The organism is Flavobacterium soyangense (assembly GCF_015277675.1).
GTDB classification, from domain to species: Bacteria; Bacteroidota; Bacteroidia; order Flavobacteriales; family Flavobacteriaceae; genus Flavobacterium; species Flavobacterium soyangense.
This window is the reverse complement of sequence record NZ_JADHEC010000012.1, coordinates 40261-55186: the sequence shown is the minus strand read 5'-3', so window position 1 is coordinate 55186 and position 14926 is coordinate 40261. Positions and strand designations below refer to the sequence as shown.

The 14926-nt window shown below is 30.5% G+C and carries 13 protein-coding genes; 3 read left to right on the top strand and 10 right to left on the bottom strand.

Going from position 1 to position 14926, the window contains the following annotated elements:
* Positions 1-40: 40 nt before the first annotated feature.
* On the bottom strand, positions 41-3055 hold the full coding sequence (locus IR213_RS07290) for a tetratricopeptide repeat protein (protein ID WP_194311647.1): 3015 nt from the start codon (positions 3053-3055) through the stop codon (positions 41-43).
* 231 nt (positions 3056-3286) lie between these two features.
* Here IR213_RS07290 and IR213_RS07285 point away from each other — a divergent pair, with 231 nt between their 5' ends.
* Positions 3287-3970, top strand: a complete 684-nt coding sequence (locus IR213_RS07285; protein WP_194311646.1) for a cell division ATP-binding protein FtsE — start codon at positions 3287-3289, stop codon at positions 3968-3970.
* Positions 3970-4857, top strand: coding sequence for a glycosyltransferase family 2 protein (locus tag IR213_RS07280; RefSeq protein ID WP_194311645.1), 888 nt, complete (start codon positions 3970-3972; stop codon positions 4855-4857). Before IR213_RS07285 ends, IR213_RS07280 begins: the two co-directional genes overlap by 1 nt.
* Here IR213_RS07280 and IR213_RS07275 read toward each other — a convergent pair whose 3' ends face one another.
* The 3 genes from IR213_RS07275 to IR213_RS07265 are packed head-to-tail and all read right to left on the bottom strand — an operon-like array spanning position 4858 to position 7161.
* Positions 4858-5949: a glycosyltransferase family 4 protein gene (locus tag IR213_RS07275; RefSeq protein ID WP_194311644.1), complete on the bottom strand. Its 1092-nt coding sequence runs from the start codon at positions 5947-5949 to the stop codon at positions 4858-4860.
* The gene (locus IR213_RS07270; RefSeq protein ID WP_194311643.1) at positions 5946-6338 is read right to left on the bottom strand and encodes a sugar 3,4-ketoisomerase; all 393 of its coding nucleotides are present in this window, start codon (positions 6336-6338) and stop codon (positions 5946-5948) included. Before IR213_RS07270 ends, IR213_RS07275 begins: the two co-directional genes overlap by 4 nt.
* Positions 6319-7161 (bottom strand): glycosyltransferase family 2 protein, encoded by an 843-nt coding sequence (locus tag IR213_RS07265; protein WP_194311642.1) that lies wholly within the window; start codon positions 7159-7161, stop codon positions 6319-6321. The genes IR213_RS07270 and IR213_RS07265 overlap by 20 nt, the downstream gene beginning before the upstream one ends.
* Before the next feature lie 44 nt (positions 7162-7205).
* Between IR213_RS07265 and IR213_RS07260 the strand changes: the two genes are divergently transcribed.
* Positions 7206-8354: a glycosyltransferase gene (locus tag IR213_RS07260; protein ID WP_194311641.1), complete on the top strand. Its 1149-nt coding sequence runs from the start codon at positions 7206-7208 to the stop codon at positions 8352-8354.
* Here IR213_RS07260 and IR213_RS07255 read toward each other — a convergent pair whose 3' ends face one another.
* The 6 genes from IR213_RS07255 to IR213_RS07230 form a co-directional block, all read right to left on the bottom strand.
* On the bottom strand, positions 8355-9803 hold the full coding sequence (locus IR213_RS07255) for a hypothetical protein (RefSeq protein WP_194311640.1): 1449 nt from the start codon (positions 9801-9803) through the stop codon (positions 8355-8357).
* A gap of 14 nt (positions 9804-9817) precedes the next feature.
* On the bottom strand, positions 9818-11194 hold the full coding sequence (locus IR213_RS07250) for a class I SAM-dependent methyltransferase (protein WP_194311639.1): 1377 nt from the start codon (positions 11192-11194) through the stop codon (positions 9818-9820).
* Positions 11195-11380, bottom strand: a complete 186-nt coding sequence (locus IR213_RS07245) for a hypothetical protein (RefSeq protein WP_194311638.1) — start codon at positions 11378-11380, stop codon at positions 11195-11197. It abuts the gene before it with no gap.
* 69 nt (positions 11381-11449) lie between these two features.
* Positions 11450-12724 (bottom strand): O-antigen translocase, encoded by a 1275-nt coding sequence (locus IR213_RS07240; protein WP_194311637.1) that lies wholly within the window; start codon positions 12722-12724, stop codon positions 11450-11452.
* On the bottom strand, positions 12721-13824 hold the full coding sequence (locus IR213_RS07235) for a DegT/DnrJ/EryC1/StrS family aminotransferase (RefSeq protein ID WP_194311636.1): 1104 nt from the start codon (positions 13822-13824) through the stop codon (positions 12721-12723). The genes IR213_RS07240 and IR213_RS07235 overlap by 4 nt, the downstream gene beginning before the upstream one ends.
* Positions 13821-14798 (bottom strand): GNAT family N-acetyltransferase, encoded by a 978-nt coding sequence (locus IR213_RS07230; protein ID WP_194311635.1) that lies wholly within the window; start codon positions 14796-14798, stop codon positions 13821-13823. Before IR213_RS07230 ends, IR213_RS07235 begins: the two co-directional genes overlap by 4 nt.
* Positions 14799-14926: the final 128 nt, after the last annotated feature.

The window sequence follows — 14926 nt, the reverse complement described above, 5'->3', positions numbered from 1 at the left end:
TATAGACTTATCTATTTTCTATATTCTATTCTCTTTTATCTTAATTTGTTATCGATGAATTCGTTTTGGATTCTTCATTTTTAATGCTGTCCAATTCCGTTTGTGCCTCTGAAACCACATCCGGGAAATCAGTGAAATTTTTTATCACATTGTCCAAGATATACGTCGCTTGGAAACTGTCTTTCAATCCATAGAAATTCTTCGCCATCAGAACCAATCCTTTAGCACCAAAATATTTATAACTGGAATAATTTTTGGCTAATTTTTGAACTACAGTATTTGAAACTTCGAATTTTCCATCTTTATTCTTGAAATAGGCATCATAATATAATGCTTCGGCGGCTAATTCTCCTTTGGCGATGGTTTGCAATTTGGCGTAAGCCGAACGCGCTTTAGTTTCGTCACCTGTTTGAATTGCTGCACGGGCAATGATAATTTGCGCATCACTTTTCACATTATCATCTGTTTTTGGGTTTGCTAAAACTTTCTCTGCATAAATAACCGAATTGTCATAATCCTTCTTGTCATAATAACATTTCATCAAGTTAGACTGCGCAAAGGTTATGTTTTGGGGGAAATCGGCTTCATTTTCCAAACGTGACAATACCGGAATCGCTTTGTCATAACTCTCTTTTTTCAAATAAATCTGGGCTAATCGTGCCAAGGATTGTTCCGTGAATTCGCTTCTTGGTTCACCAATTACAAATTCATAATTAGGAATGGATTTAGCTTCTTGTGCATCTGAAAAATACATTTGAGCCAAGTAGAAATTAGCTTTCAAGGAGTGAATTCCGTTTGGAAATTTAGAAACATAACCACTAAATCCAGAAATGGCTTGCTTGGAGTTGTTTTGCAAATATTGTTTTTCGGCAGCTTCATAAGTGTCATTATCCAATTCTGCATCAGTAACAGCAACGAAATCTAAGGTGCGAACCCAGGTTGCATATTCATCTACTTTGCCATTGTCAACATAAATTAATCGTGCTGTTGCAACCGCTTCCAAAGCTTCGGGAGTTTTAGGAAAATCAGCTGCTACTTTCTTAAATTTAACCAAAGCTTGTTCATCTTTATCCGCATTATAATATACTAAACCTTGTCGCAAAATTGATTTAGAAGTAAAAGAACCATTTTTGAACTCGGCATTTAATTTGTCGTAGGTTTTTATGGCAAGGTCTTGTTTATTTTCAGCAACATAAGTATTTCCTAGCTCGAACAAGGCATCATCGCGATATTCCGATTTTGGATACAATTGCAAAAAAGCATTGAGTTCTTCAATTTTTTTGTCATTTTTAGAAACAAATCCGTAGCAAATTGCTTTTTGAAAATAAGCATAATCTGCATCCACACTTTTCAATTCGATTACCTTACTATACGCTTCAAGAGCTGAAGTATATTTTGAGGCAACAAACCTGCAATCTGCTAAACGCAAATAAGAATCGTGCAAACGAACCTTGTCTTCTTTTGCATTGTCTATCTGGTTTTGGAAGTAATTTCCAGCTTGATCGTATTCTTTCAACTTGAAATACGAATAAGCAATATTGTAGTTACTATTTTTATATTCCGGCGTCTCCTTGGCTGCAGCCATACCCATAAATTGTTTGTAACTCAAGACCGCATTTTTGAAATCGTCTAAGACATATTCGGTTTCACCTTTCCAAAATGTGGCTCTTGCAGTAAACTTGGCGTCTTTTGGTTCGTCCAAAGATTTTTCGAATAGTGTTGCCGCTTCCTGATAGTTGGAGTCGGTGTACAATTCTAACCCGCGGTAAAAAGTAACTTTTTGGTAGGCCAATTTATTTTCGGGCGATTTATTCTTTTCCAATAAAACCAAGGCTTCCTTGTAGTTTTTGGAGGAAATATAGGAATCAATCAACAGTTTCTCAACTTCTGATCTGCTGGCGTTATTTGGATATTTTTTTAAGAAACTAATCAAAACTGCGGGAGTACTTTGATACGAATTCCCAATTTCGTAACTCAATTTGGCATAATTTAAACCTGCATCTTCTTGAATGCCAAGATTAAAATCCATTTCGGAAGCGTTTTTGAAAGCGTTCAATGCTTGAGTCTTTTGGTCAGTTTTCAGGTAACTTTCGCCCAAATGATAATAAGCATTTTGTGCCACGAAATCTTTTCCGTCAATGATTTTATTGAACTGGGAAATGGCATTTTCGTAATCCTTTTGCATATAATAAGCGTATCCCAATTGGTAGAAATCGGTATTGTTCCACCTTCCTTTTTTGCCTTTATACAAAGACAAATAGGGAATGGATTTATCGTATTGTTTCAAATTAAAATAGCTTTCGCCAATGATTTTATTCAATTCAGATTTTTCAGCAGCATTTGATTTATCCATTGCTTTCAAGCCTAAATCAATCGCTTTCTGGAAATTCCCCAATTTGAAATTCATATCGGCTTGATAATAGGAAAGTTTTTCTTTGTATTTTTCTTCGCCTGAAACTTCGTCAAAATATTTGGTAGCTTGCTTATAATCGTCGCTTTCATAAGCCATAAAACCTAAATAATACTTGGCCTGCGAGCCATATTCAGCAGAATTGACCACTTTATTAAAATAGGCTGTGGCTTCCTTTTTATTTTTGGAAACAAAAAAACTGTAGCCCTTCTGGAAGTTGAATTTGTCTCTGTCGTTGCCACTCAAATTGCCTTCATCCACTTTATCAAACCATTCCAAAGCTTGGGGATAATTGCCTTGAGCAAAGTAATATTGTGCAACGCCAATATAAGCCTGGTTTTGCTTCCTACTTGTGGGATAATCCGATACGAACTGCTCCATGAGCTCATCAGCACCAGCTTGATCAGTCCTGATAGCGCAATTGGCGATATAAAATGAACAATCCGATAGCAGTTCTTCATTGGCTGTAGCCGATTTCACTTTTTCAAAAATAATTTGGGCTGAAGCATATTGGGCTTCGTTATACAATGAAATTGCTTTGTCGAAATCTTTGGATTCGTGAGAGTAAATTGCTGATTTTTGAGCCGAAATGGATAGGGATTGAACAAAAAATACTAAAAAGAAAAGCCAGAAAAGTTTACGCATTGTGGTTTTGGTTTAATAATTCAAATGTATCATATTCTATTAGGTATAACGGAAGGTAATTCGTTTTTATTATGAACATTTTTTTAAACAATTTAGAATCGGAATTTGAAATTCCCGATTGCAAGTAACTATTTTAGAATGACAGTTTTAGTAATTCTCTTATATTTGGATAAAATTTATTTTGAATGCCGCCGTTATCTTGTTACTTTTACACATTAAATTAAATCTCCTATGTCACAACCTGTACTGTCATTAAAAAACGCAACTATTTCTCAAGAAGGAAAAATCATTTTATCAAATATAAATCTTGAGGTAAATCACGGTGAATTTATATACATCATTGGAAAAACAGGATCCGGAAAAAGTACTTTTATGAAGGCTTTGTATGCTGATTTGCCTTTGGCTGAAGGCGAAGGAAGAATTGTGGATTTTGATTTGGCCACTTTAAAAGAAGATGACATTCCGTTTTTGAGAAGAAAAATAGGTTTTGTTTTTCAAGATTTTAAATTGCTTCCAGATCGTACCGTAAAAGATAACATGTTGTTTGTCCTGAAAGCAACCGGATGGACAGATAAAGATGAAATTCAAAATAAAATTGATGAAGTTTTAGACAAAGTTGGAATGAAAACTTATGCAGATAAAATGCCACATCAACTTTCTGGCGGTGAGCAACAAAGAGTTGCCATTGCAAGAGCTTTACTCAACAATCCCGAATTTATTCTTGCCGATGAACCAACAGGAAATCTTGACCCTCAAACAAGCGTCGAAGTTCTTGAGGTTTTGAGAAAAATCAATGAAACTGGAAAAACAGTCATTATGGCCACACACGATTATGCATTATTGATGAAGTTTCCTTCTAAAACATTGAAGTGTGAAGATACTAAAATTTTTGAAGTGGTTCAAAAAACGGTCTGATGATCTCGATACTCATTCCAATATATAATTACGATGCTTTTCCTTTAGTTTCTGAGTTACACAAGCAATGTTTGGAAAGTAGAATCGAATTTGAAATTTTATGTCAAGATGACACTTCAAATCAATTTCTGAATGAAAATCAAAAGATTAATAATTTAGAAAACTGTAATTTTTCAAGGAACAATTCAAATTTAGGAAGAGGTAAAAACATCAATTTTTTAGCTGAAAAAGCTAAATTTGAATGGTTACTCATTATGGATTGTGATACATTTCCAATCCATAATATTTATATACAAAAATATATTTCCCAAATAAATGAAGGTGAAAAGGTTATTTATGGAGGAATCGAATATAAAAAAGAAAAACCTAATAATGACCAATTATTGAGATGGTTTTATGGCAACGCACGGGAATCACTCTCGGTAGAGAAACGCAATACCAACCCTAACGGAAATACACTAACTTCAAATATATTAATAAAAAAAAATACCTTTATTTCAAACAAATTTGATGAGTCTATCACTAAATATGGCTATGAAGATTTAGTGTTTTTGTCTGAATTGAAAAAAAAGAAAGTTTTAGTAAAACATATCGACAACCCTACTTATCATTTAGGTTTAGAAACCTCGAAACAGTTTTTAGAAAAGACAAAAACAGCTTTAGAAAATCTGGAGTTAATAATAAAAACTAATACTTTAGACAATTCAGAAAGTAAAATTTTAAGGATATATAGTTTTTTAAAAAGATTATATTTAGTTTCCATTATTTCATTTCTATTCAAAAAAACAGAAGGAAAGATTGAACAGAACTTACTTTCCCAAAATCCATCTTTATTACTATTTGATTTTTATAAATTGGGTTATTTTTGCAATATTAAAACCCAATAATTATTCCTTTACAAGATTTTTAAAAAGTGACACCCACTGTTGCATTATGATGTCCAAATCATAAATTTTGACACTTTCTTGAGCATTTTTACCCAATTGTATTCTCAAATTTTCATTTTCAATTAGCAATTCCATTTTTTGAACAAATGAATCAATATTTCCATCTTCAATAAGGAATCCGTTTTTATTATTTTGGATAATTGTTCTTGGACCGCAAGGACAATCAAAAGCAACACAGGGTAAACCTAAAGCCATTGCTTCAATAAGTACCATTCCAAAACCCTCGGATCGAGAGGTCATCACTACTATTGATGCTTCAAGATATTTACCATTAATATCATTTATAGGTTCAAAAAAACATACGCTATTACTAATATTTAGAGTATTAGCCAGTTTTTGCAATTCTTGATTTTCATTGGATTTACCATAAATTTCAAGACTCCAATCTGGATGTTTTTGAACTACTTTAAACCAAATTTGTAACATTCGATCTAATCCTTTTTCGTAAGAATGTCTGGCTACAATAATTACTTTTTTGGATTTTAAGTCCGCAAAACGAGATGCCTGAAACCATAATGGATTAGGAATTACAACTGCGTTTTTCACACTCCATTCCTTCAAACTTTCTGAAGATAATACAATGAATTTGGTAAACTTGTTTGCAGAAAATTCTTTGAATACAAATTTAATTTTTGTTGTAGAAAAATATTTTAATTTCTTTTTGTCTTCAATATACTTAGAACCGTGGCACTCAAAAATAATTGGAATATTTGTTTTTAAAATAAAAGGAATAGTAAACCCTTTTAAACCGTTGTCACAAACTATAATTAAATCTGGATTTATGGTGTGCAATGCTTTTTTTAATGCTTTTACATATTGTAAAAAAAAAGAAATTTTATTACCCAACAAAACCATATCGTGAAGTGCTATTTTATCATTAAAAGAATAAAATAAAGGCTTGTTCTCACCATTTTGTGTTAGTATATGAATTTCATAACCGAAGTTTTCTACTAGATAATTCGTTTTCATAGAGAGAACCCTTTGTACACCGCCAGCACCTTCAATGAAAGGTATTATATATAGAATTTTCATTCTTTCAATTTCAAAAATTCACCATAATCCCTAATATAATCGTCTTCGTCAAAAACATCTGAAGCAATTACTAGACAGACAGCTCCAGATGAAAAATTTTCTAATTCACGCCAAGTGGATTGATTTATCAACAATCCTTTGTCGGGTTTATTTAGAGTAACTTTTTTTTCTGAAATACCATTTTTTAGAACTACATCAAAACTGCCTGAAATAGCGATTAAAACTTGTTGCAAATTTTTATGTGCATGCCCTCCTCTTATGGCCGAACTTGGAATATCGAACAAATAATAAACCCGTTTTATTTCAAAAGGAATGGTATTGTTTTCTATAACGGCTATGTTCCCTAAACTGTTTTCTATTTTTGGAATGTCAATTAACTGTATCTTCATTGTTTAATATGTAGTAATAATCTATTTTTCCTTGATTTGCATTTTTAATAGCTTCCGGAATATGATTCATTTTTAGTTTTTTTTGTTTCAAATCAAAAAAAAGTTTGGTAACTAAGCCCACAAAACAGTACGCTTTTAAAACTCTGGATAAAAAAGCACCTTGAATGTAATAACGTTGTTCAAAATTAATTTTTTCAATTGAAGAAATTTCAGAATGCATCACAATTATGCTTGGAACAAAAGCAATTTGCTGATTTTTTTCTTTTATATCTGATAAAAAAATTGCTTCCTCTCCCATCTCAAATGTACTTCCGAGTCCGAAATTTTCATCAAATGTAATTCCTAATTTATCTAAAATCAACTTGTTTATACTTATTTCTATTGACAAAACATTAAATAATTCCAACAAGCTCAAATCCTTTTTTGCATTTGGCAAATACTTTTTAAACAACATACCGTTAGGCTTTTCGATGCAAAAACTAATTACGGCTTTGTTATTATATTGATTGTGTGCATGAACAATTGTTGTATCAAAATCCTTTTTATATACTACATCATCATCGGCAATTAGAACAATTTTGCCAATTGCATTTTTTAAAGCTAAATTTCTGCTCCGTGACAAACCTTTTTCGAAAGAATTTATGACTCGAATAGAAGGAAATTCAGAAACCAACAAGTTATTTTCCTGTGTTTGATTGACAATTAAAATCGAGAAATCAGAAAAATGACAAAAAGGAAACATAGGAATCAAAAAGTCCAAAGTATTTCGATTCATTGTCGAAACCAAAATTTCTAAATCTTGTTTTTTAAAATCGTTTGTCAATTTGTTAGTATATTTACACAAATATAGAAATTTATGTTTGGCAAATGAAAATACTTTTGTTAGGAGAATACAGCCGATTGCATAATTCGTTAAAAGAAGGTCTCGTCTCCCAAGGCCACGAGGTTATTATGGTGGCTAGTGGCGATGATTTTAAAAAATACGACACTGATTATTCTATCCATTCGGCCTTTTTTTCAAATTTTTGGTTAACCCAAAAAAGCAAAAGTCTGTTTTATAAAATCACAAAAATAGATTTGGGAAAAATTGAGAGAGCCTTGCGATTTTATTTTTTGCTTCCAAAACTAAAAGGATACCATCATGTACAATTAATCAATTCCGACGCTATTGAAACCTATCCGTTTTTGGCTCGATTTCTTTATAAAAAAGTGTTCCAGAATATTAAAAGTCGAAGTTTATTAGTCTGTGGTGATGAAACTCCCGTTATCGATTATTTGTTTAAAAAGAAATTGAAATATTCCGTTTTAACTCCTTATTTTGAAAACAATTCATTACAAAAACAATTTCATTTCCCTTTAAAATACAGAACTAAAAGTTATAGAAAAACTTTTGATTGGTTAAACGATAATTGCACGACATTAATTGCTTCCGATTTGGATTATAAAATCTCTTTAGAAGCTATGGAATATAATGCTGATATTATTCCAAACCCCATAAACACTGATACAATTAAATGTGAAGAATTAGAAATTAATGATAAAGTGATTATTTTTTTAGGCATCAATCGCGGAAGTTATATCAAAAAAGGAATTACTTTTTTCGAAAAAGCTTTAACAATTATCAAAGAAAAATACAACTCTAAAGTTGAAATAATAATTACTGAAAATATCCCTTATAATCAATATATCTCGCTTTATAACAAAGCCCATATTTTGCTGGACCAAGTTTATGCTTATGACCAAGGGTACAATGCGCTGGAAGCAATGGCAAAAGGGAAAGTTGTATTTACAGGTGCTGAAAATGAATTTACAAAACACTATAATTTGACCGAGCGTGTTGCAGTAAATGCTTTGCCAGATGTAGATTCTTTGGTTAACGAATTGACCTTTTTGATTGAAAACCCAGATGAAATAATTGCCATTGGAAAACGAGCAAGAACATTTGTTGAAAACGAGCATAATTACATAGAAATCGCCAGTAAATACTTGGAGGTTTGGAATTTAGAAACTACCTAATTAATTCTCAATTGCTTTATAAATTTTTGAGAAATCAGTAGAATCATAACAATTATAGCTAGTATTGGGTTGAAGATTATTCAAAAGCAATTTATCTTCACTTAAGTAAGAGAATAATATTCTAAACAAATTTACTGATGTTTTCAATTGTCCATCATAATCGGTATGTCGTGAATCATTCCACTTAATAGCTAATTTAGCTCCAAAAATAGAATTCAGGAGTTTGCGATTCGTAATTTTATTTTGAGCTTGTGGCGTATATTCAAAACCAACATATCCACCGTGGTCAGCACCAATAATGATGATTGCTTTTGGATCATTATTTTCAATAATATTAATGGTTTTCATTAACCAAACATTTGCTGTTTTCAATCCCTTGATATACTCAATTCTTTCCTTTTCTATACTACTATTTGATTTTTTTGCATTGGAAATATGACCTGGATTAAATTTCTCAATAAAGAAAAAATTATTGGTTTTTTTATTATTTACTATTTGATTTTCAATTTCATTTGTTATCCCTTTATAACAAGACAACCCATCTTTAAAAAACGGTAGTTCATCTAATTTATAATTACAATAATCAAAATAAACACTTGGTCTATTCATCAACAAATACGGAATCTCTGTTAAAAAAAATGTTTTGTAATTGTTATTCTTGAAAATTTCTAAAACAGGATTTTTACCCACAATCAAATCTCGAGCATAATTGAATTTTGAAAATTCATTTGAAAAATGATGCTTCATAAAAAAACAAGACGAATTTGAATATAAAGTAGAACTATAATTACTCCTGTAATTATCATACAAAGTAAATTGCCTGTCTTTTAGCCAATTGTCAAATGCCGAATTATCAAATCTATAAAGTGGCCCCTTTAAATTAATTTCGTTTGTGTAGCCATCAGGTTGAATATAATAAATATTTGGATTCTTTTTAAATTCACTTTTTAAAATAGCATCCGGCTGAAGCTTCCATTCAACTGAATTTAAATAATTTAAGGATATTATTTTTACTAATTTTAAGATTGGCAATACAGACATAAAAAAAACAAGAACAATAAAATATTTATAATTATGAATTTTGAACTTAATTAAAAATACAAATAGAATTATTAACAATCCCATTTTTTTATATGAAGCCAATAAATTTGGAATTCCAAATAAATAAATTGGCAATAAAAATAACATCATCATTAAAATGCCTTGTGCCGCAAAAGAAGAAAACTTGCTTTTTTGAATGATTTTAAAAATCACAAATACAATCATTATTGGAAAAACAATAAAGTCGATCAAGAAAACAAATGTTTGTTGCCAAGAATTAACCAAATCAAAATTATTGGAAAAATAAAAAACAAAAGCATAAAACCCAACGCTAAAGCCAGATAAAATGGGATAATCCTTAGTGTTATTCAAAAAATTATTGAATTTTTCTTTTACATCGAATTTCATTCTTTAAATTTAAATTATGATTGACGGCGTTTTAAACTATATAAAATTCTCTCTGAAGAGGCTATTTTTTTCTTGTTCACAATCTCGAAATAAACAGAATATTCCTTTTCAAAATTTTCTTCATTATAAAAATCAAAATGACCTTTAAAATCTCTTTTGCTATCCAATAAAAACTGAACCCAAGAATCATGTCTAGTTGGGAATTCAATCAATAAATTTGGAGCCATTTTTGAAAAAAATTGAGCCGAAAGTGAAAACGGAATGTTTCCGGATAAAGTAATATGATGTATCACAGCCAATGCTAAACAGCCGTCAATATTGGCTTCTTGCACCCTTTCGATAAACGAAAATCGCTCTTGATTGTTAAAACCATAATTTGCTGAAGGATTCAAAACATCTATGACCAATGGTAAGATAGACTTTTCTTTGTTCTTCAATATTTGTTTATAATTTTGTTCAACCGCATTTGGATCTACATCGGCAACAATCATGAATTCAGCAATTTTCATTAATTCTCTCGAAAAAGTTCCGTCATTGCCTCCAATATCAATCAAAGATTTTCCATCTATTTTCAAAAACCAATCTTTCGTAAACTCCTTTTTGGTTTGATAAGCTAACTCATTATAATTGGTTTGATTGTAATAATTATCCCATTCCGTGTTTTCATTAACTGATAAATTCAATATATAATCATAAAGTCCATCGATTAATTTTACCTGAGAAGCTTTAGATAAATTGTTATTTACCGTTTTCTTGTCTGATTCAAATTTTGCGTCATATTTTGCAGCCAAATGAATATTAGTCAGCAAAGTAGGATTCAAATATGTTTTTAATGGTAAGAGTTTCGACAGCTTTTGAAATGAAATTCCCTCTAAATTTTGAGCCAAGGTTTTTAGATGTTCAAACCCAAAATATTTTGCTAAAACTAATGGTCCTAAAAAGTGCAAAATAAACTGTTTATAGGCGTTCCAGGGAGAATTTTCTTGATAAATTTCAAAGGACAAAGTATCAATGAAAATGGGTTTTCCTTCGAAAAACGATATATTAAAAGCTGTTGCATCTTTTAGGGTAAAATCGTTTATTAAACACAATTTTTGGATTTTCAAAATCAATAAAGCAGCGTGTTTGTATTGCAAAAAACTCCATTCGTAAGGATAACTAATAAATGGTATTTTTGATGCTTCAAGAATAATTTCTGATGAAGAAATTGAGATTTCCTGGTGTGGAATTAAATATTTTTTATCGAATAATTTCTCATAAAAACCACTTGTTTTCAAGGCGTTATAATGATTGAAATATATGGGTTTTACAACACGTTTTATAGAATTTTCTTCAATAAAAACATAACCCGAAGGATCGCGAAAGGAAGAAGTATTTCGTTTAGACTCCATTTAATCTTTAGCTTCGTTGTCTTTATTTTCGTCCATAAAATCATCTTCTACTTTTTCTTTTATCCCAAAAATTGATTTTATTTTATGCATAACTGTTTTATAAAAAAGGACAAAACCTGCAACTGCGGCAGCTAAAAATTGAACAATTAAGGCTCCTGTTCCTGGGTCGAAATATAATGCAATCATTTATTTATTTTTTTCAAAAATACTCATTTTTTAGGCTATTCCAAATAATGTTCAAATTTCAAATCGGCATCAGAATAAACTTTTCCTAAAATATATGCTAAGCGCAACAAAATAAATAAAATTATCAAAGGCTTGTGCCATCACAATTCCTTCAATCCCAAAAATTTTAATTAAATAGTTACTCAGAAAATATAAAACTCCAAATGAAAATAGTTCAGATATAATAAACGCAATAGTCATTTTTTTTGCAAAAAATTGATATCCTAAAATCAAAGAAGCAACTTTTAAAACATCCCCTAATAGTTGCCAAAAAAACAAGGTAGAAACTGGAAGAAATTCTTTAGTAAAAAGTAATTTAATAATAAAAAAACGAGAAAAATAAATTACCGTTAGAGTAATTATAAAAATGGGGAGTACCGTTTTATAAAAACCTCGAAATATTTTTTTTGTTTCCTGATTATTTTTTGCAACAGCTAATTTTGGCAAAAAATAAAGGGTCAATATTGATGAAACAAATAATAAATAGTAAGAAGATATTTTGCTAATAGCTTCCCAATACCCCGCTTGTTGAATTCCAATATTTGAAATAATGTTTTTTCTAATAGCAATATAAACAACTGAACCTATCACTCCAGATACTAATGCCATTAAAAAATAATGAGATAAATTTTTTATGATTTTGAAGTCAAAAAAACGAAATCTAATTAAATTAAATAGTGAAAGTTCTTTGTTTGTGTAATAAAACGAAACAAAAAAAAGAAGTGAAGGGGTAATAATAATTGACAACAACGCTCCCGTAATTTGAAATTTAGAAACAAAGAATACCGAAACGAAAAGCCCAATAAAATTGCCAATTAGATTGATGTAAATTACTTTTTTAAATTTACCTAAACCATTAATTATTGAAACCAAAACAAGTGACAAAGCATACCAAGGAAGAGCAATTGCAAAAGCTTTAAAAATAAAACTATATTTAAAATCGAACCCAAAAATCAGTTCATCACAAAAATCCGGGAATGAGAATAAAAAACCACTAAGTAACAATGATGCTATTGAAATGCTTATTATAATAGTTGATACATATTTTTTTAATTCCGTTTCTTTTTCTTTGCTTTCAGCCACATATTTTACAATTCCGTTTTGAAAACCTAATGTCGAAACAGTTTCAAATGAGCCAACAAAATTTCTAAAATTCCCCAAAAGTGCTAATCCGCTTGGGCCTACAAAAATCGCAAGTACCTTAGAAGTAATTAACCCAATAAATAATCGTAAAACTATGCTCAAGCTATTTAAAGAAGTGATTTTAAATAGATTGGTTTGCGTTATCTTTTTTATCCTTTTCAATTGTATTGATTTAAAATTGAAATAATAAAATCTACTTCTTTTTCTGTTAAAACTGGACTCATTGGCAAACTCAAGACTTCATTGTGTATTTTTTCCGTAATTGGAAAAGATAAATTATTCCAATCCGTTAAAGCCTTTTGTTTGTGTGGCGGAATAGGATAATGAATCATCGTTTGAATTCCTTTGTCCAATAAATAGTGTTGTAATTCGTCCCTATTTTTGGTTCTAATAACAAACAAATGAAAAACATGATTATTCGAAAAATCCCAAAACGGCAATCTGATTTTATCATTTTTTATATTAGATAAATAGCGTTTGGCAATCGCTTTTCTCTTATTATTATCATCGTCTAAATGGGGAAATTTTACATTCAAAAAGGCCGCTTGTAATTCATCTAACCTTGAATTCGTTCCAATAAAATCATTGTAATATTTCGTTTCAGAACCATAATTCCTTAGGGAATGAATAGTTTTTGCCAATTCAGCATCATTAGTAGTAACTGCACCTCCATCACCTAAAGCACCCAAATTTTTTCCCGGATAAAAGCTGAAAGCTGCAGCATTACTTAGATTTCCTGACATACGATTTTTGGATAAAAAAGCTCCGTGGGCTTGTGCTGAATCTTCGATTACCAATAAATTATTTTGGTTCGCAATTTCATTAATGGCATCCATTTCAGCTAATTGCCCATAAAGATGAACAGCAAGAATTGCCTTAGTTTTTGAAGTGATTTTTTCAGAAATCAAATCTGGATTGATATTGTAAGTTTCTAATTTTGGTTCAACCAAAACCGGAACCAAATCAGCTTGCAAAATAGCTAGAATACTAGCAATATAGGTGTTCGCAGGAACAATTACCTCATCACCTTTTTGTAGTTTCCCCAATTGAATATACCCTTTAAAAATCAAAACCAAAGCATCAAGACCATTGCCTACTCCAATACAATGTTTTATTCCACAGTAACCAGCAAAATTGGTTTCAAATGCCGCGACTTCATTTCCTAAAATATACCAGCCACTTGCTAAAACTGCTTTCAATTTTTCTTGAAAAGCGGCTTCATAAGTGGCATTTATTTTTTTTAAATCAAGGAATTTTATCATAGCAAAACATTGTCTAATAAATTATGATTTATTGATTTAACTTCATAAAAATCATGGACAATAACACTTGCACCAAAACTTTCTTTCCAATATGACAAGCCATTATTTAACTTCCGGCCTTGATTTTCATTGGAAATTCCAAAATCAAAAAAATGTTTATTTTTAAAAACTTCAGTAATTAAATGGTGAAATAATAAATCAAGTCCTCCCAATTCATTTTTAGCTTCTTTTCCTGAAATATATTGACAATGTACCACGTTATCGGTTTCAAAAATAGTGGTTCCCGCATTAATAATTCCGTTTTCATAAACATTAAATTGTCGAATGTTATTGGGAAATAATGTTTTCAATTTTGCAATTTCCTCTAGGCTGTGAACGGGCTTTGCTTGGTGTCTTAAGGCTAGATTTGGAATTAAAACATCGTTCCAGAATAATTTAAAATCCTCCACTTCTTTTATTTTAAAATCATTCGAAACACCTTTTTGAACGCTCCTTTTTCTAAGTTTTGACAAAATATTTTTCTTTGACAAGTCGATAACCGCCATAGAATCTCTTCTGATTAATTGGGCTTTTGCCAAAAACAAAACATAATTTATTTCTTCGGCAGGCTTTTGATGATAAATAGAAGGAATTAATTTTAACTGCAATTTCTCGATATTATTTTCATTCAAAAAAGACAAAATACCTTTAAAAATTTCAATAACCGAAGCCAATTTTATCTTCTCATTATAAACTAATCCGCCATAAGTCAATCCTTGATGCGAGAAAACCTCATTGCCGACAATATTTGCCGGAAGAACTGCAACCCATTTTTCTTTGTCCAAAACAATCAAGGAATAATCCTGAAATTTAACATTGTGATATCCCATAAAATCACGATGAAACAAGAAAGTTGAGTTTTTGGCTTGGCCAATAAAGGCATTCCAATTTTGATAATCGTTTTCTTGATATTGTCTGACAGAGTAATTTTTCACTATTTGAATTTAGAAGCGTGAAATTAAGCATTTTTTATTTATCTTCTAAAGCAGGAAAAACAATTTTACATATTCAACAATAGAATGCAAATTAAACAACAAAACCTTTGTAACTTTGACGCCTGCAA